Source organism: Kribbella albertanoniae (assembly GCF_004348455.1).
In the GTDB taxonomy this organism is placed as follows: Bacteria; Actinomycetota; Actinomycetes; order Propionibacteriales; family Kribbellaceae; genus Kribbella; species Kribbella albertanoniae.
The window spans coordinates 1-24,225 of sequence record NZ_SMKA01000124.1 but is presented as its reverse complement, the minus strand read 5'-3'; the positions used below and the strand labels follow the sequence as shown (position 1 = coordinate 24,225).

The 24,225-nt window shown below is 68.2% G+C and carries 26 protein-coding genes; 10 read left to right on the top strand and 16 right to left on the bottom strand.

The genetic code is table 11. From position 1 onward, the window contains the following. Positions 1-233: 233 nt before the first annotated feature. The 6 genes from E1261_RS24360 to E1261_RS24335 all read right to left on the bottom strand — a co-directional run bounded on the left by E1261_RS24360 (position 234) and on the right by E1261_RS24335 (position 5,139). On the bottom strand, positions 234-572 hold the full coding sequence (locus E1261_RS24360; RefSeq protein WP_132410273.1) for a sec-independent translocase: 339 nt from the start codon (positions 570-572) through the stop codon (positions 234-236). A 48-nt stretch (positions 573-620) separates the two neighbouring features. Then, a complete protein-coding gene (locus E1261_RS24355) occupies positions 621-2,090 on the bottom strand; it encodes a S1C family serine protease (RefSeq protein WP_132410271.1) in 1,470 nt (489 codons plus the stop codon). 67 nt (positions 2,091-2,157) lie between these two features. Continuing rightward, on the bottom strand, positions 2,158-3,213 hold the full coding sequence (locus E1261_RS24350; RefSeq protein ID WP_132410269.1) for a sigma-E factor regulatory protein RseB domain-containing protein: 1,056 nt from the start codon (positions 3,211-3,213) through the stop codon (positions 2,158-2,160). 3 nt (positions 3,214-3,216) lie between these two features. Next, positions 3,217-3,828, bottom strand: coding sequence for an anti-sigma factor family protein (locus tag E1261_RS24345; protein ID WP_132410267.1), 612 nt, complete (start codon positions 3,826-3,828; stop codon positions 3,217-3,219). Further along, a complete protein-coding gene (gene sigE / locus E1261_RS24340; protein ID WP_132410265.1) occupies positions 3,825-4,499 on the bottom strand; it encodes an RNA polymerase sigma factor SigE in 675 nt (224 codons plus the stop codon). Before sigE ends, E1261_RS24345 begins: the two co-directional genes overlap by 4 nt. 136 nt (positions 4,500-4,635) lie before the next feature. Further along, on the bottom strand, positions 4,636-5,139 hold the full coding sequence (locus tag E1261_RS24335) for a CGNR zinc finger domain-containing protein (RefSeq protein ID WP_132410263.1): 504 nt from the start codon (positions 5,137-5,139) through the stop codon (positions 4,636-4,638). A gap of 55 nt (positions 5,140-5,194) precedes the next feature. Here E1261_RS24335 and E1261_RS24330 point away from each other — a divergent pair, with 55 nt between their 5' ends. From E1261_RS24330 to E1261_RS24315, 4 genes are all read left to right on the top strand, one after another. Next, the gene (locus E1261_RS24330; protein ID WP_132410261.1) at positions 5,195-6,394 is read left to right on the top strand and encodes an MFS transporter; all 1,200 of its coding nucleotides are present in this window, start codon (positions 5,195-5,197) and stop codon (positions 6,392-6,394) included. A gap of 10 nt (positions 6,395-6,404) precedes the next feature. Further along, the gene (locus E1261_RS24325) at positions 6,405-7,421 is read left to right on the top strand and encodes a serine hydrolase domain-containing protein (RefSeq protein WP_132410259.1); all 1,017 of its coding nucleotides are present in this window, start codon (positions 6,405-6,407) and stop codon (positions 7,419-7,421) included. A gap of 66 nt (positions 7,422-7,487) precedes the next feature. Further along, positions 7,488-8,009, top strand: coding sequence for a SigE family RNA polymerase sigma factor (locus tag E1261_RS24320; RefSeq protein ID WP_132410257.1), 522 nt, complete (start codon positions 7,488-7,490; stop codon positions 8,007-8,009). 1 nt (position 8,010) lies between these two features. Continuing rightward, on the top strand, positions 8,011-8,865 hold the full coding sequence (locus E1261_RS24315) for a hypothetical protein (RefSeq protein ID WP_132410255.1): 855 nt from the start codon (positions 8,011-8,013) through the stop codon (positions 8,863-8,865). A gap of 70 nt (positions 8,866-8,935) precedes the next feature. Here E1261_RS24315 and E1261_RS24310 read toward each other — a convergent pair whose 3' ends face one another. Together E1261_RS24310 and E1261_RS24305 are read right to left on the bottom strand one after the other, a co-directional pair. Then, a complete protein-coding gene (locus E1261_RS24310) occupies positions 8,936-9,805 on the bottom strand; it encodes a poly(ethylene terephthalate) hydrolase family protein (protein WP_238176401.1) in 870 nt (289 codons plus the stop codon). 145 nt (positions 9,806-9,950) lie between these two features. Continuing rightward, on the bottom strand, positions 9,951-10,844 hold the full coding sequence (locus E1261_RS24305; protein ID WP_132410251.1) for an SIS domain-containing protein: 894 nt from the start codon (positions 10,842-10,844) through the stop codon (positions 9,951-9,953). Positions 10,845-10,945: 101 nt separating this feature from the next. Between E1261_RS24305 and E1261_RS24300 the strand changes: the two genes are divergently transcribed. Both E1261_RS24300 and E1261_RS24295 read left to right on the top strand, forming a co-directional pair. Further along, positions 10,946-11,728, top strand: a complete 783-nt coding sequence (locus E1261_RS24300) for a DeoR/GlpR family DNA-binding transcription regulator (protein WP_132410249.1) — start codon at positions 10,946-10,948, stop codon at positions 11,726-11,728. Positions 11,729-11,880: 152 nt separating this feature from the next. Further along, positions 11,881-12,570 (top strand): O-methyltransferase, encoded by a 690-nt coding sequence (locus E1261_RS24295; RefSeq protein ID WP_132410247.1) that lies wholly within the window; start codon positions 11,881-11,883, stop codon positions 12,568-12,570. 160 nt (positions 12,571-12,730) lie between these two features. Here E1261_RS24295 and E1261_RS24290 read toward each other — a convergent pair whose 3' ends face one another. The 8 genes from E1261_RS24290 to glgC are packed head-to-tail and all read right to left on the bottom strand — an operon-like array spanning position 12,731 to position 20,656. After that, positions 12,731-13,453 carry an alpha/beta hydrolase family protein gene (locus E1261_RS24290; RefSeq protein ID WP_132410245.1) on the bottom strand — a complete coding sequence of 241 codons (723 nt, stop codon included), beginning with the start codon at positions 13,451-13,453 and terminating at the stop codon, positions 12,731-12,733. Continuing rightward, positions 13,454-14,446, bottom strand: a complete 993-nt coding sequence (locus E1261_RS24285; protein ID WP_132410243.1) for an amidohydrolase family protein — start codon at positions 14,444-14,446, stop codon at positions 13,454-13,456. Further along, positions 14,447-14,956: a 3-hydroxyanthranilate 3,4-dioxygenase gene (locus tag E1261_RS24280; RefSeq protein ID WP_132410241.1), complete on the bottom strand. Its 510-nt coding sequence runs from the start codon at positions 14,954-14,956 to the stop codon at positions 14,447-14,449. A 4-nt stretch (positions 14,957-14,960) separates the two neighbouring features. Then, entirely contained in the window at positions 14,961-15,371 is a 411-nt protein-coding gene (locus tag E1261_RS24275; protein ID WP_132410239.1) for a RidA family protein, read from the bottom strand. Continuing rightward, positions 15,368-16,870 (bottom strand): 2-hydroxymuconic semialdehyde dehydrogenase, encoded by a 1,503-nt coding sequence (locus E1261_RS24270; protein WP_132410237.1) that lies wholly within the window; start codon positions 16,868-16,870, stop codon positions 15,368-15,370. Before E1261_RS24270 ends, E1261_RS24275 begins: the two co-directional genes overlap by 4 nt. Next, on the bottom strand, positions 16,867-18,162 hold the full coding sequence (locus tag E1261_RS24265) for an FAD-dependent oxidoreductase (protein ID WP_132410235.1): 1,296 nt from the start codon (positions 18,160-18,162) through the stop codon (positions 16,867-16,869). Before E1261_RS24265 ends, E1261_RS24270 begins: the two co-directional genes overlap by 4 nt. Beyond that, the gene (gene kynU / locus E1261_RS24260; protein ID WP_132410233.1) at positions 18,159-19,391 is read right to left on the bottom strand and encodes a kynureninase; all 1,233 of its coding nucleotides are present in this window, start codon (positions 19,389-19,391) and stop codon (positions 18,159-18,161) included. The genes E1261_RS24265 and kynU overlap by 4 nt, the downstream gene beginning before the upstream one ends. Next, positions 19,388-20,656, bottom strand: a complete 1,269-nt coding sequence (glgC, locus tag E1261_RS24255; RefSeq protein WP_132410231.1) for a glucose-1-phosphate adenylyltransferase — start codon at positions 20,654-20,656, stop codon at positions 19,388-19,390. Before glgC ends, kynU begins: the two co-directional genes overlap by 4 nt. A 64-nt stretch (positions 20,657-20,720) precedes the next feature. Here glgC and E1261_RS24250 point away from each other — a divergent pair, with 64 nt between their 5' ends. The 4 genes from E1261_RS24250 to E1261_RS24235 form a co-directional block, all read left to right on the top strand. Further along, a complete protein-coding gene (locus E1261_RS24250; RefSeq protein ID WP_132410229.1) occupies positions 20,721-21,263 on the top strand; it encodes a GNAT family N-acetyltransferase in 543 nt (180 codons plus the stop codon). A gap of 10 nt (positions 21,264-21,273) precedes the next feature. Beyond that, on the top strand, positions 21,274-21,822 hold the full coding sequence (locus E1261_RS24245) for a GNAT family N-acetyltransferase (protein ID WP_132410227.1): 549 nt from the start codon (positions 21,274-21,276) through the stop codon (positions 21,820-21,822). 19 nt (positions 21,823-21,841) lie between these two features. Further along, complete coding sequence (gene glgA, locus E1261_RS24240) at positions 21,842-22,999, top strand: glycogen synthase (RefSeq protein ID WP_132410225.1); 1,158 nt, start codon at positions 21,842-21,844, stop codon at positions 22,997-22,999. A 72-nt stretch (positions 23,000-23,071) separates the two neighbouring features. Beyond that, on the top strand, positions 23,072-24,225 hold a 1,154-nt coding region (locus tag E1261_RS24235), incomplete at its 3' end, for a hypothetical protein (RefSeq protein WP_132410223.1).

The window sequence follows — 24,225 nt, the reverse complement described above, 5'->3', positions numbered from 1 at the left end:
GGGTCCTCGAAGGCATCGCCGCCAAACTAGGCGGCAAACCCCGAGGCCTCCTCGGCCGCCAACTAGGCCTAAGCCCCGCCGGCCGCTGACCTCCTCACCACACCACACCACAGCTCCAGCCGCAACGCTGGCAACCCGGACTGCGTACACCCACTGGGGACGCCGGACACCTGATCAGATGTCCGCACTCCCCATTAGGTGACCGCGGCACTGCGAAGGGCAGCCGCCCTACGTCAGGTGGACTCGGGGTCGTAGGGGGGTTTGGCGCCGGCTGGGAGGCGTTGGGGGGCATCGGCGAAGTCTGTGGAGACGGGCTTGTCGTCGAAGTCGTCGGTGCCTTCGAGGAGGTGTTTGCGGACGAAGTTGCGCGGGTTGAGGTCCTGCAACTCCAGGTCGGCGAACTCCGGGCCGAGCTCGCTGCGCAGGTCGTTCTGCGCGTTGGAGACCATTCGGCGCACCTGGCGGAGCAGGTTGCCCGCGGTGCGGGCGAACTCCGGCAGCCGCTCCGGGCCGAAGACGAGTACGGCGACGATCGCGATCACGACCAGCTCGAGCGGCCCGATGCCGAACATGCGTTCACCTCACTTCTCGTTCCCCGGCACAGCGTACCCGAGGGGGTGTCAGCCGATCTGCTGGCCGAGCGTCACGGTGGCCTGGCGCGGACGGCCGCTGCGTTCGTAGACGAGGCGGACGCTCTCACCTGGTTGATGGGAGCGGATCGCGACGATGAGCGACTCGGCGGTGTCCACCAACTGCTTGTTGATCTCGGTGATCACATCGCCCACCCGGAGCCCGGCCCGAGAGGCAGGCGAGCCGGCGGCGACCGAGCTGACCCGGGCACCACCCTCGAACTGCATGTCGACGTTCGCGCCGATCACCGGGTACGTCGCTTTGCCGTTCGCGATCAACTGCTGCGCCGTACGGCGGGCCTGGTCGATCGGGATCGCGAACCCGAGCCCGATGTTGCCGGTCTGCCCTTCCTGGGCGCCACGCACGGCCGCGATCGCCGAGTTCACCCCGATCACTCGGCCGTTCATGTCGACCAGCGGTCCACCCGAGTTGCCCGGGTTGATCGCCGCGTCGGTCTGCAGAGCGTTGATGTACGACGCCTGGTCCGCACTGTCCCCCGCAGTCACCGGCCGGTTCTTCGCGGAGATGATGCCCGAGGTGACGGTCCCGGCCAGCCCGAGCGGGGAGCCGATGGCGACGACGTCCTGCCCGACGATCGCGAGGTCCGAGCGGCCGAACTGCACCGACGGCGCATCCAGACCGATCACCTGGACGACCGCGAGGTCGTACGCCGGCGAGCGGCCGACCAGACGGGCGGTCTGGGACTTGCCCTTCTCGGTGATGATCTGGATCAAGCCGCCCTTGGCGGCCGAGGCGACGACGTGGTTGTTGGTCAGCACGTGACCGGCGTTGTCGATCACGAATCCGGAACCGGTCGACTGGGAGTTGTCCGAACCCTCGACCCGGAGCTGGACCACGCTCGGCAGCAAACTGCCCGCCACTGCGGAGACCGAGCCACTGCGGATCTTCGGATCGGTCCCCGTCCCGACCGGGACGTCCGGCTGCTTGGTAATCGGGCCGTTGCCGTCGCTCAGCGCGACCACGGTCACGGCGGCACCGCCACCAGCGAGCAGTCCGATGACGAGCGCAACGATCGCTGCGATCAGGATGACGCGGTTGTCGAACTTCTTGGGCGGCTGACCCGGCGTGTACGCGCGGGCCTGCTGCTGATGCCAGTCGAGCGGCGGCGGAGGCACAGGCCCCTGGTAGCCGGGGCGCTCGGTCGGCCAGGCCTGACCCGGGTAGACCGGGCGGAAGGCCGGCTCCTGCGCACCGAAGCTGCGCTGCGTGACCGACCGCATCGGCTGCTGCCCTTCGGGCGGCGATGAGAGGGCAGGGGACGGGAGGGCAGGCTGCGGGAGCGCGGGCTGCGGCGTACTGGCCGTCTGGCGGTAGGCCGAGTCACTGCGCGGCGGCGCAAGCGGTGTCGTCCCGGCCCCGGGCGCAGGCGGCGTCAAGCCCGTCAGCGGCGCGCTGCCGGGCGCTGCCGGGGTGCTCGGTTCGGCGTCGTTGGTGCTCACGTGATCGCCTCACTCGTGGTCGGGAACATCGGCCGGGGGCCACTCCCGAGAGTAGCTCCGGATTTGATTATCCCAGCTTGGGGGAAAGCGCACCCATCGGAGTGAGCCACGTCGCGATTTTGGCCAGTCCGCTGCCGATCCGCTGGACCGCGCTCAGGTGCACCGGCAGCTCGTGCGGGAACGACTCGACCACCTTCCCGAGGGCGTCCGGTGGCACGTCCCCGATCAGCGTGTAGACGATCCCGCCGGACGACCAGACGACGTACGACGGCATGCCGTAGCGGACGTAGACGCCGGGTGTCTGCGTCTGGGTGAAGCCGGCCACGGCGGCCGGGTCGAGCGCGCCACGCTGCTCGAAGACCGAGACGTTGAACAGACCGTCGGAGTACGAGAACTGGAGCGAGCCGTTCGTGGTGTCCTGGTGGACGTCGTACAGCTTGAGGGCGGCCGGCAGCTCAGGTGTGCAGATCCAGCCCTCGGAACGCAGGCTCTCGACCTTGCCGAGCCCGACCGGCTCCACACCGTTCGGCGTCATCGGTGGCAGATGCCGGATGAACTGCGAGTCCTCGATCTCCAGCTCGGTGAACACGGTCGCCCGCACCATCGTCTTGCCGTCCACACTGAACAGTTGCCGCTGCAGCAGCAGCCCGGTCGCCTTGTCGATCCAGAACCGCGCAGCGAGCGTCTGGTCGTCGCGGAGCGCCTCGACCAGCACCGCCGTCCGCCCGATCACGTCAGTGCAGCACTTGTAGACCAGCTTGTACGTCGCGCGCAGCAGCGCGAGCGGACCGCCGTCGATGGATGCGTCCGTACTGGTCGCCCGCTGCACGAAGGCCTTGGCGCCCGGCGAGGACGGCGAACCGACGACACTGATCTCCGAGCCCTGGGACGCCGCGTGCACGATGTCGAGCATTGCTGAGCTCGCGCCCTGCGGTCCCCAGGCGGTGATGATCTGGGTGCCGTGGTACGAAACCCGGTTCGGCGCCGCTGCGGCGCGCTCCAGCCAGCTGACGGCCAGCGGCGAGTCCTCGCGGTCCATCGCTGGCACCGCGGTGGCGGGCAGGGGCAGGCCGATACCGATCAGGGCGGTGCTGACCAGTACGGCGAGCCGGTTCAGGCTCACGGATCAGCGTCCGGTCAGGGCCACCGGCTGCAGCGTCGAGCCGAACCCGACGTATCCGGACCCGTTGTACGAGTTGAGCACGGCCACCGGGTCTGCGAACGGCGTCCCACCCGTGGTGCTGGCGTGGTCGGACGAGAAGCTGGTCATCGGCGGCTGCAGCGCCGGCGGCTGCTCCGACCGGGAAGGGTCCCCGACGACGAACGCCGTACCGAGTAGTGAGGCGACTGCGGCTGCGGAGCCGGCCGCGCCCAGAACGCCCGTACGGCGGCGGGAGCGGGTCGTCCGGGGTGCTCCCGGGCGGCTGGCGCCGGTGCGGGCCGCCGGGAAGGCGGAGCGCTGCGGGAAGAGCGACAGGGCCGGTGTCAGCACCGGACGGATCTCTTCACGCGGCTCGGTGCCGAACGAGGAGACACCCATCAGCCGCTGCATGAGGTCAGTGGACGGGTCGGGCGCCTCGAGGGCGGCCATCCGCGCCTTCAGCCGGCGCTGGGCGTCCACCTCGGCGCGGCAGGTGTCACAGCCGACCAGGTGACTCAGGACCTTGTCCCGCGAGTCATGGTCGAGTTGGCCGTCGACGACGGCACTGAGCTTGTCCATCGGGTGCTGAAGGGTCACCGCCACTCACCTCCGGAACTCTCACCCAGCAGTCCGTCCGTGGACGGACCACTGATCCGGGTCTGACCGGGCCGCGGGGCCCGGTGCTCCAGATGCTTGCGCAACATCGAGCGGCCGCGGTGGATCCGGCTGCGGACCGTCCCGAGCTTCACGTCCAGCACGTCGGCGATCTCGTCGTACGTCATGCCCTCGATGTCGCAGAGCACCACCGCGGCGCGGAAGTCCTCCGGCAACGAGTCCAAGGCGCCCTGCACGTCGTGGTCGAACAGCTCCGCGTTCAGCTTGTCGGCGGGGCCGTCACCCTTGGCCGGCAGCCGGTCGTGCGCGTCCTCCGGCAGGCCGTCGAACCGGATCCGCTGCTTGCGGCGGGCACCGTCCAGGAACAGGTTGGTGGTGATCCGGTACAGCCAGCCCTCGAAGGTGCCGGGGGTGTACGACGACAGCGACCGGAAGACCCGGACGAAGACCTCCTGGGTGAGGTCCTCCGCGTCGTGCTTGTTCCCGGTCAGGCGGTAGGCCAGCCGGTAGACCCGGGCGGAGTGCGTGCGGACGATCTCGTCCCACGAAGGCAGCGTCTCCGGCACCGGCGGGCGTGCGGGGGCCAGCGGCGTGTCGAGCGGCTTCACCGCAGCGCCTCCCTGGGTCCTCTCGGCAATGAGCGTGAAGGCCATGGTGCCTCGGTCACCGTCCTCTGCGCACGTCGGGAACACCCGGGTTCAACCCTGAGATGCTGCTACGACGGCTCAACGCGGTGCCCTACCCGGAAGTTCCCGGCCAGTGCCTTCACCTCAGATCCTAGGCCTCGGGCTACTGCGCGCGGCGGGCGCGGTACGCCGCAACCCGGGTCCGGCCGGCACAGGTCGGCGTACAGAAGCGTTTGGGTCGTTTCGGAGTGCTGTTCACGAACACCTGCCGGCAGTCCGCCGCAGCGCACTCCGCCAGCGCTCCGAAACCGTGACTGGCCGCAAAACCGGCCAGTGCAAGCGCAGTCTGCGCCGCGAGCCACTCCGCCCAACCAGCGTCCGGCTCGGCAACATGCAGGTGCCACGGCGTGCCGTCGTGCTCAGTCAGATACGGCCGTACGGCGTAGTCGCGCAGCAACCCGTTGAGCAACCTGGCTGCCTCCGCCGGCTCCGCCCCGAACACAGGCCGCAGCCGCTCGCGGACCGCGTTGATCCCGGCCAGGTCGTGGCGGGTGATCTCGACCGGCTCCGGCTCCTCGTGAGCCCGCAGGAAGGCTTCCGCCGACTCGACAGCGGGCAGCTCGCCCGCGTTGACCAGGTCGACGGCAATCCGCACCATCCGTTCCATGGTTCGACTGTAACGGGATTGCTGCGGTAACGCGTAACGACCTAAGTTCGGTTACATGCCGCTCGCCTACTATCTCGCTGCCACGTCCGCGCGACTCGGGGACGAGATGGTGGCCTTCACGCTGGTGCTACTGGTGCTGGACCGGACGGGGAGCGCTGCACTGGCCGGAGCGACCGGAGCCGCCTACGCGTTGCCGGCTGTGCTGACCGGGCCGCTCCTCGGAGCGTGGCTCGACCGGACGCGATACCGCCGTACGGCGCTCGCTACGAACCAGGCCGTACTTGTCGTGGTGATGCTCGCACTGCTCGCCGCTGTCGGTCATACGCCGTCGTGGGTAACGCCAGTGCTGGCTGCGGTTGCCGGAGCAACGCTGCCGATGGTGTCCGGGGGTTTCACGACGATCCTGCCGCGACTCGTGCCGGCCGAGCTCCTGCCGCGGGCCAACTCGCTGGAGGCTGCCAGCTTCGGGGCCGCCACGATCGCCGGTCCGGCCACCGCGGCAACCCTGGCTGCGACCGTGTCGATCGAAGCCGCTGGAGTGGTCATTGCGGTCACGGCTGTGGTCAGCATCCTTGCGATCGGTCGACTTCCTGCGCTACCGGCTGGTGAGCCGGCTCCGCTTTTCAGCTCTGCGATCGCAGGAGTCCGGCATTTGGTTCGGACACCGCCTCTGCGCGCTTCGACCACGACCACCACCTTGCTCGCCGGTGCGATGGGCATGCTGTTGATCGCTCTGCCGCTGCACGCGCCCTCACTGCATGTGCCGAGCTCAGCCGCCGGCTATCTGTGGACTGCTGTCGAAGTGGGCAGTGTCTGCGTTGCGCTGTTGTCGAGCCGTCTCCAGACCCGCTGGCGACCGGAGCACATCGTGATCGCCGCAGCCGCTGCCTATGGCGTTGCGTTCGCCTTCTGGCCGTTCGCCGGATCGTTCGCCATTCTGCTGGCGCTGGCAGTGCTGACCGGCGCGGTCGAAGGGCCGCTGTTGCCGGCCATGTTCGCGGCACGGCAGCGCTACAGCCCGATCGATCTCCAAGGCCGGGTCGGAACCACCGCCGCCAGCCTGCGGGTCGGCGCCGCCGCGCTCGGCCAGGCGGCCGCGGGACTGCTGGTCTCGGCGATCGGAACTCGCGGCATCCTCTTCCTCGTTGCCGCACTGCTGGTGGCCGCGGCCGGCGTCGGGATCGTCGCGGGTGGGGTTAACCCCCGGCGAGGTTCGGGGGTTGGCCGGATGTCGGCGAAGCCCTTGAATACATAGCGTTCTGGCCATGAACCTCACCGCCTTCCTCGCCAGCGCCGTCCTTGCCGTCTCCCCCAACTTCCCAGCCCTTCCACTGCAACAGATCGTCGATTCCGGCGGGGCCTCCACCGCCGTGCTCCGCGTCGATGCGGAATCAGGTGCGGCCGGACCGGTCACACCGAATGCGTACTTCCGGATCGGGAGTGTCACGAAGACGTTCGTGGCGACGGTGATCCTGCAGCTGGTCGACGAGCAACGGGTTCGGCTCGACGATCCGATCGCGCGGTACCTGCCAGGCGTCGTACCGGATGGTGAGCGCATCACGGTGCGGCAGGTGCTCGACCATACGAGCGGCATCTACGACTACGCGCACGATCCTGGTTGGTCGACCAATCGATGGCGGGGCGCTGAGCGCTTCCGGCACTACGAGCCTTCACAGCTGCTGGAGGTCGCCTTCAGTCACCCGCCCTACTTCCCGCCGGGCACCGGGTGGCACTACTCGAACACCAACTACATCGTGGCCGGGTTGCTGATCGAGCGCGTCACCGGTCGTTCGTACGGTGCGGAGATCAGCAGACGGATCCTGAGACCGCTCCGGCTGACGCAGACGAGCCTGCCCGGCGATCGGCCTGGTCTGCCGTCTCCGCATGCGCCTGGCTACACCTCGGTCGACGGCGAGCTGGTCGACGCGACGCTGATGAATCCGTCGCTGGATTGGGCGGCCGGCGAGATGATCTCCACGACGGCTGACGTCAATCGGTTCTTCGAGGCGCTCTTCGCGGCGCGGCTGACCAGCAAGGCCGCGCTGGCCGAGATGCGGCGCTACGTCCCGGCCACCGAGTTGTTCGAGTACGGCCTGGGTCTGCAGCGATTCCGATTGCCCTGTGGGACCACGGTCGAGGGACACAGCGGCCAGATTCTGGGCTACACGACGTACTCGACCCACTCGGGTTCCACCCACGCCACGTTGTCCTACAACCCGCTGCCTGGCGGTGACGCATCGAGCGCAGTGCTCGGGGTTTTCACGGCGATCTACTGCGATTGACCCGCGTCGGTGTGACATTCGGAGGTGGCATCGCATCGAAAGGGGTGACGCCAACCGAGGAGAACGATGCCGAATCGCAGTGGGTCGGGTACGGAGCAGGAGTTCGAGGAGTTCGCACAGGCGCGAGCTGCTCAGCTCTACCGCTCGGCGTGGTTGCTGTGCGGTAGTCACCACCAGGCAGAGGACCTCGTCCAAGAGACGCTCGCCAAGATCTATGCGCGGTGGCGGAGGCCGTTCGGCCGGATCGACAATCCGGCGGCTTATGCGCAGACCACGTTGACCCGGACGTTCCTCGGCGGGAGGCGGCGGCGGAGCAACGACGAGAAGCCGTACGCCGACGTGCCGGAGCAACTGGTGGACGATCCGGCGGCCAGGGCGGACGTCCGGCTGGCGCTCCGGGCGCTACTGGCCGAGCTGCCACCTGCCGATCGTGTGGTGCTGGTGCTGCGCTATCTCGAGGACCTCAGTGTCGACGAGGTCGCCGACCGGATGGGCGCCTCGCCGGGCGCGGTGCGCAACCGCAGTATGCGCGCACTCGAACGGATCCGCGGGCTGGCCGACGACTCACTGAGGATCGGGAAGGACTGACATGTACGACGACAAGACAGCCACTGACGACCGCGTCACGACGCTTTTCCACGACACCACGGCGGACGTCGAGGTGGATGTCGCGGCACTGGTCCGCGGCGGGATCGTCCGCGGCCGCGCCAAGCACCGCCTGCACACAGCCGGTACGGCGCTCGCCGCAGCGGTCGGCGTGGCCGGGATCGTAGGGGTCGCCCTGACCGTCGCCCCCGGACCGGGCAGCGGTGGTGGGAGCGGGATCGCACCGGCGGGCGCTCCCGCCCCGGTGCCCGTCACCGACACGACTGCGAAGCCGGACCAGCATGAGAGCACCAAGCCGGACCAACCCGAGAAAAAGCCGACCGCCGGGAAGTCCGACAAGCCTCTGCCCCCGCCGCCCGCCACGGCGAACATTCCGGTCAAGGCAGCGAACCTGCCCGGCTTGTTCGCCCAGATCTATCCCGGGAAGGTCACCCAGGCCGAAGCCCGCACCGGCCGGATCATCGACGACGGCAAGCACGGCCAGCTCGCGCACTTCCTCTGGAAGGGCTACCTCACGACGGTCTCCTTCACCGCCTACGAGGGCCCTGCGGCCGCGCGCTGCGAGGAGACCCGTCAACAGGTGAATGGAGGCGGCGGGGCACCGATGGCATGCACCGCGCGGGCGGACGGATCGGTCCTGCTGTCAGGGCACGGGCAGGAGCCCGCAGTGGACGGTGGCGGCAAGGCCAACTGGGCCAGTCTGTTCACCAAGGACAGCTACGAGATCTTCATCCAGTCCTACACCTACGGACGCAAGGGCGGTCCCAACCTGTCCCCGCAGCCGCCGTTGAGCCAGACACAGCTCAAGCAGGCGGTCACCAGCCAGGCCTGGTTCTAGCCTCCGAGGCCCGGCCGCTCCGTGCGGCCGGGCCGGCCCAGGTCAGAAGGTGCAGGTCAGAAGGTGCAGCTCAGAACGGGCAGGTCGATCGGTATTCCTCGACCGTCGTGCTCGCCCCCGGTCCGGGGCAGATGAACTGCTCATAGCGGGTGTCGTCGTCGATGAAGCGCTTCAGCCAGGAAATGCTGTACTTCGCGACCGTCGTGTTCGGCGAGGTCGGAGCGGAGTGACTGGCGTTGTTCAGCTCCAGGTACGCCTTGTCGAGGGTGGTCGGCAGGCTGGTGTAGAAGGGTTCGGAGTGGCTGCTGACCGGGGCAACGGTGTCGCTCTCGGCCCCCACGACCAGGGTCGGCACGGAGACCTGCGCCCAGTTCTTCGTGGTGTTCCAGCCTGCCAGTGGGACGATGGCCTGGAGTGCCGGCCGGTCCTTGGCGGCCTCGAGAGAGCCTCCGCCGCCCATCGAGTGCCCCATCGCGCCGAGCCGGCTCGCGTCGATCCGAGTCCGGACGGAGCTGGTGGTGGTGAGGTAGTCCAGCGCTGCCAGCAGTTGGTCACCGCGACTGGCCGGTGAGTCGTAGCGGGACAGGGTGTCGATCGTGATGATCACGAAGCCCTGCGAGGCCAGCCGTGGTCCCAGCCAGGCGACACTCGACTGAGTCGCGGTGAATCCAGGTGAGATGGCCACCGCACCGAAAGTGCCTTCGCTGGTGCTGGTCGGGTAGTAGATGGTGCCGCCACCGAAACCGCGCGCCCCGGAGGCCGGGACGGTCACTGTCGCGGTGGCGAACGGGCCTTGTGGTGCTTCGATCGAGGCGTTGGTCGGAGCTGGACCACGCTCGTACGGATTGGCGGCGGCGTGCCCGGTGGCTGGGGTCAGTACGGCGGCGGCGAACAGGGTTGCGAGGAAGATCTGCAGCGGACGTCGGCGGAAAGCGCGCACGGCAACTCCTTCGATGGAACGGGCGGCTGAACCGCCTGTCCACCACCGGCCTACTCGGCGGTACGGCGATCCACGGCCGCCAAAGTAGTCACTCGACTACCTTGCGTCAACGCCGAGCCACGAAGCAGATCGATCCTGATGCGGATCAGGGCAGGATGACCGAGCGGGTCAGGCTGCGCGGCTGGTCCGGGTTCAGGCCGAGGGCGAGCGCCTTCGCGACGGCGACGCGCTGAGCGACGACCAGGGAAGCCATCGGGTCCAGCTCTGCGTGGTGCACGATCGTGGCGCCGGTGGCGGCGACATCGTCGAGCAGGCCCACCGGCGGCTCGCCGAAGACCCACACACCGCGGCCAGGCTGGGCGATCGCGATCGGCCCGTGCCGGTAGTCCATCGCCGGGTACGCCTCAGTCCACGCGGAGGCCGCCTCGCGCTGCTTCAGGGCGGCCTCGTGGGCCAGACCGACGGTCCAGCGAGTCCCGACGTACGTGACCTGCTCGAGCTTGGCCAGTTCGTCCACGTCAATGCTCAGAGCGGTCTCCGCATCCACGGCGGCCTGCTCGAGATCCTGGCCGACCGATGCGCGCAACAGCCCCAGCGTGGTGGTCGCGAACCGGGTTTGAACAACGGACTGCTCATCGGCGAAGTCCAGCATGATCACGTGATCGGCGAGCTCGACGATCGGCGAGCCCTCGGTCGCGGTGATCGCCACAGTCGGTACGTCGGTCGCCCGGATCAGGTCGAGCACCTCGGTCGTCGTACCGGACCGGCTGATCACGACGATGGCGTCGTACCCGCGGTCCTTGGGGAACTCCGAGCCGGCGAAGGCGTCCGTCTCGCCCTGCCCGAGGTCCTCACGGAGGGCGGCGTACGCCATCGCCATGAACCAGGAGGTCCCACAACCGACCGCCGCGACACGCTGACCGGCCTTCGGCAACGCGTCACCGTACTGCGCGAAACTGCTGCCGATCCGGCGCCAGAGCTCCGGCTGGGTGGCGATCTCCGCGGTCACGAAAGGGCTCTCATCGGGCGTCTGGGTCATGTCGTCTCCGCACTTGTCATGGTCGAAACTGCTCGAACGTGATCGAATGGTGCCAACCGGCCGCCATCCGGCTGACCGATTGTGTGAAGGAGGAGCCCCGGGTGAAGCGTTATGAACGCCTCAACACCTTGCTCGAGTCGCTCGCCGAGAAGGGCGCCATCGACGTCGACGAGCTCGCCGAGCAGTTGCACGTGTCCGCGGCGACCATCCGGCGCGACCTGGACCACTTGGGCAAGCAGCAGCTCCTCACCCGGACCCGGGGTGGCGCCGTCGCCAACGCGGTGTCGTACGACCTGCCGCTGCGCTACAAGACTGCGCGTTTCGCGTCCGAGAAGCAGCGGATCGCGCAGGCCGCGGCCACGCTGGTCCGCCGCGGCATGGTGATCGGGATGAACGGCGGCACCACCATCTCCGAGGTGGCGCGCACGCTGGCGACCCGCCCGGAGCTGTCCGCCGAGCACGGCGAGCCCGCGTTCACACTCGTCACCAACGCGCTGAACATCGCCAACGAGCTGATCGTCCGGCCGCACGTGAAGATGGTGCTCACCGGCGGCGTGGCCCGGCCGCAGTCCTACGAGATGATCGGGCCGCTGTCGCACCGGATCCTGGCCGACCTGTCGCTGGACATCGCCTTCATCGGTGTCGACGGGATCGACGAGACCGGCGCCACCGCCCACCACGAGGGCGAGGCGAACATCAACCAGCTGATCGTCAGCCGGGCCGCCAAGGTCGTCGTGGTCGCCGACTCCTCCAAACTCGGCCAGCGCGCCTTCGCCCGGATCTGCGAACTGAGCGAGATCGACACCCTGGTCACCGACGCCCAGGCCGACGAGAGCCAGCTGACCGTCTTCAAGGAAGCCGGCATCGACGTCATCCGCGCTTAGCCGCATCTCGCCGTACCTCCTTGTCCTAGGTGAGCTCTGCCCGTCAATGACGATCATATCTGATTGCGCGCTGGTTGTAATGAGCAGTTTTGTGCAATCTCCGCGCGGGAGGCGAGGAAACCGGACCCGGTGCCGCTAGGCTTCTCGGCAGCATGAGCAGCGCAGCAGCGGAATACCCCGCAGACCCACGGGAGGGCATCATCGCCACCGGCATCGACCCGAGCTCCTGGGCGTACGCCGAGGACTACATCGGAGACGACGAGGTCGTCACCGGTGCCCGGGCGAGCGCTGCGGACAGTGGCATCGCCGCGATCGGGCCCGGTTCGGCGACCGCGCTCAGCCTGCTCGCCGCCACCGTCGGAGCCAAGGCCGTGGTCGAGATCGGCACCGGCACCGGCGTCTCCGGCCTGGCCCTGCTCCGCGGCATGCGCACCGACGGCACCCTGACCACGGTCGACCTGGACGCCGAGAACCAGCGCCTGGCCCGCAAGACCTTCCTGGACGCCGGCATCACCTCGAACCGCTTCCGCCTGATCGCCGGCGCCGCCCTCGATGTCGTCACCCGCCTCACCGACGGCCACTACGACCTGGTCTTCTGCGACGCCGACCGCCGCGAGAACACCGCCTATCTGCACGAGGCCCTCCGCCTCCTGCGCCCCGGCGGCATCGTCGTCTTCGCCGGCATTCTCACCGGCGGCCGAGTCCCCGACCCGGCCCACCGCGACCCCGAGACCACCGCCCTGCGCGACCTCATCCGCGCAGTCCGCGAAGACGACGACCTCGTCTCCGCCCTCCTCCCCACCTCCGAAGGCCTCCTCACCGCCACCAAGCGCCTGAGCTGACGCCGCCCGGGCCGCGTCTAGTGGCCCGAGACACCCAACACCGGCCGGAGACCTCGCACCACAGGTCTCCGGCCACTACTACCTGTCTCTCGCACCCATAACCCGTCCCAGGGCACATCTGGTGGCCGGGGCGATCGTCATGGTGTGCGGGGATCGACTGTCAGGTGGTGAGGCGGGCGAGCTCGGTGGCTAGGTCGTTGAAGGGGTCGGTGAGGGGGTCGATGAGCTCGTAGTGGCCGCAGTTGGGGATGCGGTGGAAGCGGGAGGTGGGGTGGGCGGTGAAGTAGGACTCTGCGACCTGGAGGGGTACTTCGGTGTCGTTCACGCCGTGCAGGATCGAGACCGAGGCGATTGGGGCGGGGAGGTGCACCGGGTCCAGGTCGTTGCGGACACCGTTGCCGATGAACGCCTGTACGGCGCTGTTCCCGAGCATCAGCTGGTCAGCCAGCAGGAGGTCGGCGACCGGAGCCAGGCCGACCACACCGCGCAGGCGGACCGGGTTGAGGGTGGCCGCGGCCCAGAGCGCCAGCTGACCACCTGCGGAGTGGCCGACCAGCACGTATCCGGCCTGTACGTCGACCAGGTCCGGGAGCGCGTCGAGCGCCGTACGGATGTCTGATGTGGTGATGTCGGGCTCACCAGGGACCCGGCGGTACTCGAGGGAGGCGACCGGCCAGCCGAGGTCTGAGAGGGCAGCGCCGAGTGATCGGGCGTGCATGCGGTCGTGCTCCGGGCGCCAGAAGCCACCGTGGATGTAGACGACCAACGGGCGCGGGTTCTTCGCGTGCCAGTGGTCGATCACGTGGTCCGCGTGGTCGCCGTACCGGAGCTCTTCGTCAGGCTCACGGCCTTTACGCGTCAGAACCGATTGGTCCTCGCTCATTCAAGACCTCCCGAGGTAACGCATTGCGTTCGTCGCCAACAGCTTCTGCTGCTGCTCCACGGTCAGGAAGCCGGATTTCCGCACCACCTCCCCGACCGGTCGCTCACCCAGTGGATAGGGATAGTCACTGCCGACCAGTACCCGGTCTTCTCCCAAGGTATCGACAAGTAGCCGTAAAGGCGCTGATTCGAACACCACTGTGTCGACGAAGAACCGATCCAGATAGTGAGAAGGTGGATGCTCTGAGCAACCACGCACGATGTCAGCACGCCGGTTCCAGGCGTTCTCCAGGCGGCCGAGCCAGAACGCGAAACTCCCACCTCCGTGGGCGAAACAGATCCGCAGCGACTCCGGCAGTACGTCGAACGCCCCGCCGAGGATCATCGCGATGATCGACAGATGGGTCTCGGCCGGCATCCCGGTCAGCCAGCGCGCCATCCAGCGATCCAGCCGCGGCCCGCCCGGCATGTCCCACGGGTGCACGAGAACCGGCGTACCGGTCTCCGCACAATGCTTGAGGAAGGCAACGATCCCGGCGTCGTCGAGGTCCTTGTCGCCGACGTGGTTGCCGATCTCCACCCCGACGTGCCCGGCGTCCAGGCAGCGGTCCAGCTCGGCACAGGCCGCGTCCGGATCCTGCAGCGGCACCTGACAGAACGGGACGAACCGCTCGTCCCCGGCCAGCGTCTCCAGCGTGCGGTCGTTGAAGATCCTTGCCAGCTTGACCGCCTGCGCGGCCGGCCGGTCGTACCCGAAGAACACCGGGGTCGGCGACACCACCTGCAGATCGATGCCGTCGGCATCCATATCGGCCCGCCGTACGGCGGTGTCCCAGGCCTGCGGGCCGACCGGGCGGAACTCGGTCTCGCCGACCATGATCATCGCGGCCCGTTCGGAATCCACCCGCAGCCACGGCCATCCCTCGCCCCCACAGGCGGCCGCGAGATCGGGCCAGCCCTTGGGGACAAGGTGGGTGTGGACGTCGACGGTCACTCAGGCCTTGCCCGGATGGACCGCGCCACACTCGGGGCAGGTCCGGGCTTCCACGCTGTCGTAGAAGGCGGCGAAGACGGGCGGAAGGTCGGCGACGATGTCGGTCACCTGCAACTCGACCTCGTGCACGATCGCGCTGCACTCACCGCAGTACCAGCGAAACTTCTCCAGCGTGCCCTGTTCGCGGACTCGCTCGATCACCAGGCCGATCGAGTCCGGACCACGCTGGGGAGAGTGCGGCATGTTGCGCGGCAGCACCCACATCTCGCCCGCGTTGACCTCGACGGTCTCGGGGCCGTCGTCCGTCATCACGTTGACCCGCAGCTCACCCTTGATCTGGTAGAAGAACTCCTCGTACGGGTCGACGTGGAAGTCGGTGCGCTGGTTCGGCCCGCCGACCACCATCGTGATGAAGTCGTCCCCGGTCGGGAACATCTGCTTGTTGCCGACCGGCGGCTTCAGCAGATGTTTGTTCTCCTCGATCCACTCCGGAAAGTTCGTCGCCTTCATGGGTTCACTCCTTAGACGGGATCGCCGCTACGGCCTGAATCTCAATGAGCAATTGGGGATGTGGCAGTTGATGAACGGCAACAGTCGTCCGCGATGGCCCGTTCTCGTCGAAGTACTCACCGTAGACCTCGTTGTACCCACCGAAGTCGTTCATCGACACCAGGTACGTCGTGACACTCACCAGGTCTGTCAGATCCGCACCAACGGCTTGCAGGATGTCGCGGATGTTCTCCAGTACGGCTCGCGTCTGCTCGCGAATGTCGAGCGTGGTCGTGCCCAGCTCGTCAACGGATGCCCCCGCGATCGTGTTGTCCGGCCGCCGGCTCGACGTACCGGACACGAACGCGAATCCTTGGCTGACCTTCACATGCGGAAACCGCCCACGCGGCACAGCCTTACCCGGCACGACGGTCATGTGATCTCCACGCAGACGTTGGTCGGCTCGGAGTAGAAGTCGAACGAATGCCGCCCGCCTTCACGCCCGACCCCGGACAACTTCATCCCGCCGAACGGCGTCCGCAGATCGCGGACGAACCACGTGTTCACCCAGACCAGCCCGACCTCCAGCGCAGCCCCCGCACGATGCGCACGCCCGACATCGCGCGTCCAGACCGTTGCCGCGAGCCCGTAATCGCTGTCGTTGGCCAGCGCGAACGCCTCGTCCTCACTGTCGAACGGCGCGATGTGGCAGATCGGCCCGAACACTTCCTCGCGGTTCGTCCGGGCCTCCGCCGGCAGCCCGGTCACGACCGTCGGTTGCACATAGCAACCACCATCGCGCGCATCACCGAACGTCGGTACGCCGCCGCCCGCCAGTACGTCGGCCCCTTCGGAGCGCGCGAGATCGTAGTACGAGAGGACTTTCTCGCGGTGCTGCCGGGAGATCAGCGGCATGTTCGCCGTCGCCTCGTCGGACGGCCAGCCGTAGGTGAGTTCGCCGGCGCGGGATGCGAGTCGTGCGCAGAACTCGTCGTACACGGGGCGTTCGACGTACAGGCGTTCGGTGCACAGGCAGACCTGGCCGCCGTTGGTGAACGTCGAGCGGACCGAACCCTCGACTGCCGCGTCCAGGTCGGCGTCGGCGAAGATCAGGCCGGCGTTCTTACCGCCGAGCTCGAACGAGACCGACTTGACCCGCTCCGCGGCCACCTTGGCGATCGCCGTACCGGTCGCGGACTCGCCGGTGAAGGTGATCGCGTCGATCCCGGGGTGCCGGGTCAGATACTCCCCCGCGGACGCCGGGCCGAGACCGTGCACGAGGTTGAAGACCCCGTCCGGTACGCCGGCCGCCGCCATCACCTCGGCGAGTACGGTGGCCGATGACGGGGTCTCCTCGGACGGCTTCACGATCACTGCGTTGCCGCAGGCAAGCGCCGGTGCGACCTTCCAGGTCAGCAGGAGCAGCGGAAGGTTCCACGGTACGACGATCGCCACGACACCGACCGGTTTGCGGACCGCGTAGTTGAGCGCCCGGCGGCCGTCCGCGAGCGTGGTTGTGTAGGACTCGGTGGGTGTGGTGGTGGCGAAGTCCGCGAAGGTGCGGAAGTTCGCCGCACCGCGCGGGATGTCGAGAGTGCGTGCCTGGCTGATCGACTTGCCGGTGTCACCGACCTCGGCCGCGACCAGGTCGTCGAACCGGCGCTCCAGCTCGTCCGCCACTCGCCGCAGGACGTTGGCCCGCTCCTGCTCCCCCATCCGGCCCCACGGTCCCTTGAGAGCCTTGCGAGCCGCCGCCACCGCCGCATCCACAGTGGACTCGTCCGCCTCGCAGACCTCGAAGATCTGCTCGCCCGTCACCGGACTCACCTTGGGGAAACGCTTGGGCGAGTCAACGAAGGTGCCGCCGACGAAATGCTTCAAGAGCCCCACCGAGGTGGGCTGGCCGGTGAGCAGCTCCGGTGTCCACAGTGTCATCGGAGTCTCCTCAACAACCGCAGTGCGACCAGTGCGAGACCGGCTGCCGCCAGACCGACGTACTGGTGCTGGCGGTGCACCCTGCGCTGGACCTCGGCGTACGGGGTGGTGCTGAAGGCGACGAGCTCGTAGCGGGAGACGTACCGGCCTGGCAGGAGTCGCTCCAGCGTGTGCTCGACCTGCTTGGTCAGGCGGAACACCGGTGAGGCGACCTTGTCGCGCATCTCGATGAAGTTGTTCAGAGCCATGTCTGCGATAGCTTCGGTGTTCTCGCGACGCCGTGCCTCGAAGAGTGGCAGTGCGCGAGCCCACGAACCACCTGTGTCGTCCAGGCAGCGGTCCAGCTCGACGACGTCTTCGAACGCACAGTTCGCGCCCTGGCCGTAGAACGGGACTATGGCGTGCGCTGCGTCGCCGATGAGGCCAGTGCGCCCGTGCGCCTGCCAGGGCAGTGTGTGGACTGTTCCGAGTACGCCGACCGGGTTGTGTAGGTAGTCATCGACCAGATCCGGTGCCAGCGGCAGTACGTCGGGATAGTGCTCACCGAAGTACCCGATGATCGCCTCCGCCGTGGTGAGCGCGTCGAACGACCCGGCCGGCCAGAACAGCGTGCACGTGAACGAGCGGTCCGGGTTCGGCAGGGCGATCATCATCGAGGTTCCGCGCGGCCAGATGTGCAGGGCGCCCGGGTCCAGCGCGAACTCACCGTCCACCGCCGGAATCGACAGCTCCTTGTAGCCGTAGTCCAGGAAGTCGACGTCCTCGGCAACGATGCCCTCGGCCAGCAGTTGCTCGCGTACTGCCGAGCCGGCGCCGTCTGCACCCAGCACTATGTCCGCCGCGACTGACACCTTCCCGGACGGCGTCTGGAACACCATCCGCCCGGCTGCCGAGTCCAGCTCACACAGCCGGTGCTCGAACTCCACCGATACACCCGGAGCCGCTGAAGCTGCAGTCAGCAGCGCGTTGTTCAGTGCGCCCCGGCTGATCGAGTTGATCGCCCGGTCGCCACTGGCCGAGTACTGCTGGAAGTCGAGCGCTCCGGTGACCGCGTGGATCATCCGGCCCTTCATTGGAAGCGCATCGGCCATCACCGTCGTGTCCAGCCCGATCCGCCGCAGCGCATCCAGTCCGCGTTCGGAGATGGCCAGGTTGATCGACCGGCCGCGGTCCGCCGTGGCCACGCGCGGATCCGGACGACGCTCGTACAGGGTCACTGTCAGACCGCGCCTGGCGAGGTAGCAGGCCAGCAGACTGCCGGTCAGCCCGGCTCCGACGATCGCAACCTTCATCCCGCTATCACCTCGGCCAGCGCTGACGCTGCGCGCCAGCAGTCGTGGTACGTCGAATACAGCGGCACCGGCGCCAGTCGCAGCACATCTGGCTCGCGCGTGTCCGCGATTACGCCGTACTCGAACCGTAGCCGCTTGGCCACCGCACCGGCAGTCAGCGCACCGCTGATCCGCAGCGACAGTTGCGCGCCTCGGCGCGCCGGATCGGTCGGTGTGATGATCGGGACGTCGAGCAGCGCCTCCAGGTACGAGGTCAGCCGCAGACTGCGCTCACGCAGTGCAGTGATGCCCACCCGGTCAAAGATCTCCAGGGAGGTGCGTACCGGACTCATCGAGAAGATCGGCGGGTTCGACACCTGCCATGCGTCCGCAGACTGAGGCGGTCGCGAGTACGGGGTCATTTCGAAGCGTGTTGCGGCGTCCGTGCTCCACCAGCCCTCGAACCGCGGCAGACCGCTCGCCAGATGCCGCTCGTGCACAAACGCACCCGCCAGCGAACCAGGGCCGGCGTTCAGGTACTTGTACGAGCACCAGGCGGCGAAGTCGACGCCCCACTCGTGCAGGGCCAGCGGTACGTTGCCGACCGCGTGTGCGAGGTCCCAGCCGACCACTGCACCGGCTGACTGGCCGGCCGTGGTGATGGCGGGGATGTCCATCAGCTCACCGGTCAGGTAGTTCACACCGCCGAGCAGGACCAGTGCCACGTCATCACCGAGCTGTTCGACCACGTCCGCCGTACGGAGGCAGTCCTCGCCCGGTCTGGGCTTCAGGCGGACGACAGCGTCGTCGTACCCGTGGAAGCGTGCTTGGGACTGGACGGCATAGCTGTCCGACGGGAAGGCCGAGTCCTCGATGACGATCCGGTACCGCGACGCTGTCGGACGGTAGAACGACACCATCAGCAGGTGCAGGTTGACCGTCAGCGAGTTCATCACCACGGTCTCGCTCGGCAGCGCACCGACGAGTCGGGCCGCCGGTGCGGTCAGCAGCTCGTGGTACGGCAGCCATGGCCGCTCGCCCTCGAGATGTCCCTCGACTCCGAGAGCAGCCCACGAGTCCAGGTCCTCGAGCAGCTCGGTGCGGGTCGCCTTCGGCCGCAGTCCGAGCGAGTTACCCGCGAAGTACGCGACCTCGGGGTAGCGGCGCTCGTGCACCGGCGGGATGTCGAAGAGCTCCCGGTGTCCCGGGTCGGCGGCGTCCAGTGCGAGTGCCTCCGCCTCCGAGCTCATGCCTCGGCGACCTCAGGCTCCTCAACAGCCAGTACGGCGAGCGGCTCGACCACCTGGCCCTTGCCGAGCACCGTGACGCCGCCCTTGGAGACGGTGAAGCCACGCTGCCGGTCGTAGTCGGGGTCGATGCCGATCTCGACACCCGGCGGGATCACCACGTTCTTGTCCAGGATGACGTTCTTCAGCACCGCACCGGCGCCGATCGTGCAGTTGTCCATGATCACCGCGCGCTCGACCTTCGCACCGGCGCCGACCTTCACGTTGGAGCCGAGCACGGAGTGGTCGACGGTCGCACCGGACACGATCGAGCCCTGGCAGATGATCGACTCGCTGACGGTGGCGTTGTCGGTGAACTTCGCACCGGGCAACTGTGGGTGCGAGGTGAAGATCGGCCAGTCGGAGTTGTACAGGTTGAACACCGGCTGGATCGACACCAGGTCCATGTGCGCTTCGTGGTACGAGTCCAGCGAACCGACGTCACGCCAGTACGAACGGTCCCGATCGAGCGCACCGGGCACGTCGTTGTCCTTGAAGTCGTAGACGCCGGCCTTGCCCTCGGCAACGAGCATCGGGACGATGTCGCCGCCCATGTCGTGCCGGGACGCCGGGTTGGCCGCGTCCTTGCGCAGCGCCTCCACCAGGACGTCGGCGCTGAACACGTAGTTGCCCATCGACGCGAACGTCTCGTCCGGCGAGTCCGGCAGCCCGGGCGGGTCAGCGGGCTTCTCCAGGAACTCCGCGATCGTGTGACCGTCGTCAGCGGTCTTGATGACGCCGAACTCCGACGCCTCCGAGCGCGGCACCCGGATGCCCGCGACGGTGACGCCATTGCCGCGGGCGATGTGGTCGGCCACCATCTGGGAGGCGTCCATCCGGTACACGTGGTCCGCACCGAACACCACGATGATGTCGGGCTTGGCGTCGTTGATCAGGTTCATCGACTGGTAGATGGCGTCCGCGCTGCCCTGGTACCACTGCGGGCCGAGACGTTGCTGGGCCGGCACACAGGTGACGTAGTTGCCCAGGAACGTCGACATCCGCCAGGTGATCGTCACGTGTCTGTCCAGCGAGTGCGACTTGTACTGCGTCAGCACACACAGGCTGCGGATCCCTGCGTTCACCAGGTTGGACAGCACGAAGTCGATCAAGCGATAACTGCCGCCGAAGGGCACAGCCGGTTTGGCCCGGTCCGCCGTCAGCGGCATCAGCCGCTTTCCCTCACCACCGGCCAGCACGATTCCGAGAACTCTGGGCGCCTTTGCCATGTCCGCACCTTAGCCGTGGCAGCCCCGACACATAAGCCGTTGCGAGTGTCGGGAGACTGGAAGCATGCCGAAGCTCACCCCGCCGACCGCCACCGTTCACCACTCGTTCCTGACCGCCTGGGACGAGTTCGGCACCGACGACCGCTGGCTGGGCGCCCGCTCGATCGTCTCCGGCGCACCGGAGTGGACGCGCGACCAGGCTGCGGACCCAGCCGAGTTCGCCGCCATGGTGGCAGCCATCACGAGCGAAGCTTCTGCTGGAACCACACTGGCTCCGGAGATGCTGCCGCAGACAGTGCTCTGGTACGTCGACGGCCCGGAGTGGCTCGGCCGCCTCTCGATCCGGCACCGGCTGGGGCCGGCGTTCGCCGAGGGCGCCGGACACATCACGTACGGCGTCCGGCCGTCCGCTCGGCGGCGTGGCTACGCGACGGCGATGCTGATCGAGTCCCTGCCGGTGGCTGCGGCGCTCGGGATCGACCCTGCCCGGGTGACCTGCCTGGTGGACAACGTGGGGTCGCGGAAGGCGATTGAGGCGGCTGGGGGTGTGCTGCAGGACGAGTACGAGGGGAAGCTGCGCTACTGGGTGGCTACCGGGCGTGCGTAAGACTGGGGGGATGCCAACCCTCGTCGAGCCCACTGTCGCCGTACACCGGTCCTTCCTGGCCGCTTGGGACGAGCTGCGGCCCGAAGAGGAGCGGTGGATGGGCGCAGAGACGTTCGTGGGTGGTGAAGAGGAGAACTGGACCCGCGAGCAGGCGGCTGACCCGGCGGAGTTTGAGCGGCTGGTCGACGGTATCCGCGGCGCGACCGACCCGGACGCCGTACTGGTGCCAGGCATCGTGCCGTATACCGTCCTCTGGTTCGTCGACGGCTTGGAGTGGCTCGGCCGGCTGTCCCTGCGGCATGTGCTGAGCCCGCCGCTGCTGGAGCTCGGCGGCCACATCGGGTACTGCGTGCGCCCGTCGTACCGGCGTCGTGGCTACGCCACGGAGATGCTCGTCCAGTCGCTACCGGTGGCCGCGGAGCTTGGCATCGACCCGGCACTGGTGACCTGCGACGCCGACAACCTCGCCTCGCGGAAGGTGATCCAGGCGGCCGGTGGCGAACTGGAGGACGAGCGACACGGGAAGCTGCGGTTCTGGGTCGCTACACACACGTCCTGATGACCTATCGTCGGACCTTATGAAGGTCGCCATCCTGACGCGTGAGTTTCCTCCGGACGTGTACGGCGGGGCGGGGGTGCATGTCGACTTCCTGGTGCGCGAGTTGCGCCAACTGCTCGACGTAGACGTGCACTGCATGGGTGAGCCACGTCTGGGCGCGACTGCGCACTCCGAGGACGACCCACGGATCCCCCAGGCCAATGCGGCGCTGCGGATCCTGTCCACCGATCTGACCATGACTGCGGCGGTCGGCGACGCACAGCTCGTGCACTCGCACACCTGGTACGCCAACATGGCCGGCCACTGGGCCAAGCTCCTGTACGGCGTCCCGCACGTGGTGACCGCCCATTCGCTGGAGCCGCGTCGCCCGTGGAAGGCCGAGCAGCTCGGCGGTGGCTACCGACTGTCGAGCTGGGCCGAGCAAACGGCGTACGAGGCTGCTGACGCGGTGGTGGCGGTCAGCCGGGGGATGCGGGACGACGTACTGGCCTGCTACCCGTCTGTCGACCCGGCCAAGGTGCATGTGATCTCCAACGGCATCGACGCCGACTTCTACCACCCGGACCCGTCGACCCACGTACTGGAGCGGCTCGGGGTCGACCTGAGCCGGCCGTACGTGACATTCGTCGGCCGGATCACCCGGCAGAAGGGTGTGCCGCACCTGCTCCGTGCCGGGCTACAGCTCGACCCGTCGGTCCAGCTGGTGCTGCTGGCCGGTGCGGCCGACACGGTCGAGCTGAAGGCCGAGACGGACGCGCTGATCGATGACCTCAAGGCAGCTCGCGACGGCGTCTTCGTGGTGTCCGAGATGCTGCCGCGCGAAGACGTCCGGCAGGTGCTCACGCACGCGCTCGCGTTCTGCTGCCCGTCGATCTACGAGCCGCTCGGCATCGTCAACCTCGAGGCGATGGCCTGTGAGACGGCCGTCGTCGCCAGCGCGGTCGGCGGTATCCCGGAGGTCGTCGACGACGGGGTCACCGGGACGCTGGTGCAGTACGACGAGAACGACATCGACACGTTCGAGCGCGAGCTGGCCGAGGGCATCAACGAACTCGTCGCCGACCCGGCCAAGGCCGCGGCGATGGGCAAGGCGGGTCGCGAGCGCGCAGTGTCGCAGTTCGGCTGGGACGCGGTCGCCGAGCGGACGGTCGAGCTGTACAACTCCTTGATCAGGTAGGGATATCCCTACCCCGGTTCGGGGGGTCTACCTGATGGTGGCGAGGGGGCGTTGCCGGGTTGGCTTGGGGTCATGAGAAACCGCGCGATTCGCATCGTCCCCGCCACTCTCGCCATCGGTGCGCTGATCGCTGCGCCACTGTCTGCATTCGCCGTCACCCAACCGTCGCTGGCGCAGGCCGCGGTCGCCCGGGCCTCCGCCAGTCCGGCCGCCGGCTCCTCGCCTGCGCACTCCCCGCGCGGCTCGCTCGTCTCCGCCGTCCAGATCGCCAAACTCAAAGCCGCCGACCTGGACAAGGCCGCCACCGACGCCGGTTTCGTCGGCGCCCCCAAGTCCCGGTACGACGTCACCCTCTACCGACTGATCTACCGCACCGTCGACCCCACCGGCCGGCCGACGACCGCCAGCGGCCTCGTCGCCCTGCCCGACGGCCGGCACGGCGCTCTGACCGTCGCCGAACACCTCCACGGGACGACCGCGACCAAGGCCTACGCCGCCTCCGTCGATCCGACGTCGACCGACCGGATCATCACCGCCCTCTTCGCCGGCTCCGGCCTGGCCGCCGTCGCCCCGGACTACCTCGGCCTCGGCCTCGGCCCGGGCAAGCACCCCTACATCGACACCGATACCGAGACGAGCGCGTCGATCGATCTGTTGCTCGCGGCCCGCACCTTCACCCCGCGACACGGGGTCGCCCTCAAACGCGACGTACTGGTCACCGGCTTCTCCCAGGGCGGCCGCGCAACCCTAGGCGTCGGCCGCGCCCTCACCCGCGGCGAGGCAGGCTCCTTCCGCCTCGGTGAGATCCGCGGCGTGGCCGGCCCCTACGACCTGCTCAACACCGAGCTCCCCGCCGTCTTCAGCGGCGAGGTCAATCCCCACGTAGCCACCCTGTACCTGGCCTACTTCACCACCGCCTGGGATCGCACGGTCGGCCTCTACAACACCCCGCGCGAAGCCTTCCGCACGCCGTACGCCGACACCGTCGAGGACCTACTCGACGGCACCCACACCGAAGAGGAGATCGTCGCCGGCCTCCCCGACACCCCGGCAAAGCTCTTCACCGCCCAGTTCCTGGCCAGCCTCAAACACCCCACCGGCCGCCTCCACCAAGCCCTCCGCGAAGCCGACCAGATCTGCCACAACTGGACCCCGCGCGCCCCCGTCCACTTCTACACCGGCACCAAAGACACCGACGTAGTCCCCGCCAACGCCACCTCCTGCGC

Coding starts and splice junctions, on each gene's coding strand:
- sigE (WP_132410265.1), bottom strand. CDS start 4,499: ATGGCCTTCACGCTCATTGCCGAGAGGACCCAGGGAGGCGCTGCGGTG.
- E1261_RS24245 (WP_132410227.1), top strand. CDS start 21,274: ATGCCAACCCTCGTCGAGCCCACTGTCGCCGTACACCGGTCCTTCCTG.
- kynU (WP_132410233.1), bottom strand. CDS start 19,391: ATGAGCTCGGAGGCGGAGGCACTCGCACTGGACGCCGCCGACCCGGGA.
- E1261_RS24320 (WP_132410257.1), top strand. CDS start 7,488: ATGCCGAATCGCAGTGGGTCGGGTACGGAGCAGGAGTTCGAGGAGTTC.
- E1261_RS24265 (WP_132410235.1), bottom strand. CDS start 18,162: ATGAAGGTTGCGATCGTCGGAGCCGGGCTGACCGGCAGTCTGCTGGCC.
- E1261_RS24315 (WP_132410255.1), top strand. CDS start 8,011: ATGTACGACGACAAGACAGCCACTGACGACCGCGTCACGACGCTTTTC.
- E1261_RS24270 (WP_132410237.1), bottom strand. CDS start 16,870: ATGACACTGTGGACACCGGAGCTGCTCACCGGCCAGCCCACCTCGGTG.
- E1261_RS24280 (WP_132410241.1), bottom strand. CDS start 14,956: ATGAAGGCGACGAACTTTCCGGAGTGGATCGAGGAGAACAAACATCTG.
- E1261_RS24295 (WP_132410247.1), top strand. CDS start 11,881: ATGAGCAGCGCAGCAGCGGAATACCCCGCAGACCCACGGGAGGGCATC.
- E1261_RS24290 (WP_132410245.1), bottom strand. CDS start 13,453: ATGAGCGAGGACCAATCGGTTCTGACGCGTAAAGGCCGTGAGCCTGAC.
- E1261_RS24250 (WP_132410229.1), top strand. CDS start 20,721: ATGCCGAAGCTCACCCCGCCGACCGCCACCGTTCACCACTCGTTCCTG.
- E1261_RS24330 (WP_132410261.1), top strand. CDS start 5,195: ATGCCGCTCGCCTACTATCTCGCTGCCACGTCCGCGCGACTCGGGGAC.
- glgC (WP_132410231.1), bottom strand. CDS start 20,656: ATGGCAAAGGCGCCCAGAGTTCTCGGAATCGTGCTGGCCGGTGGTGAG.
- E1261_RS24360 (WP_132410273.1), bottom strand. CDS start 572: ATGTTCGGCATCGGGCCGCTCGAGCTGGTCGTGATCGCGATCGTCGCC.
- E1261_RS24325 (WP_132410259.1), top strand. CDS start 6,405: ATGAACCTCACCGCCTTCCTCGCCAGCGCCGTCCTTGCCGTCTCCCCC.
- glgA (WP_132410225.1), top strand. CDS start 21,842: ATGAAGGTCGCCATCCTGACGCGTGAGTTTCCTCCGGACGTGTACGGC.
- E1261_RS24305 (WP_132410251.1), bottom strand. CDS start 10,844: ATGACCCAGACGCCCGATGAGAGCCCTTTCGTGACCGCGGAGATCGCC.
- E1261_RS24275 (WP_132410239.1), bottom strand. CDS start 15,371: ATGACCGTCGTGCCGGGTAAGGCTGTGCCGCGTGGGCGGTTTCCGCAT.
- E1261_RS24335 (WP_132410263.1), bottom strand. CDS start 5,139: ATGGAACGGATGGTGCGGATTGCCGTCGACCTGGTCAACGCGGGCGAG.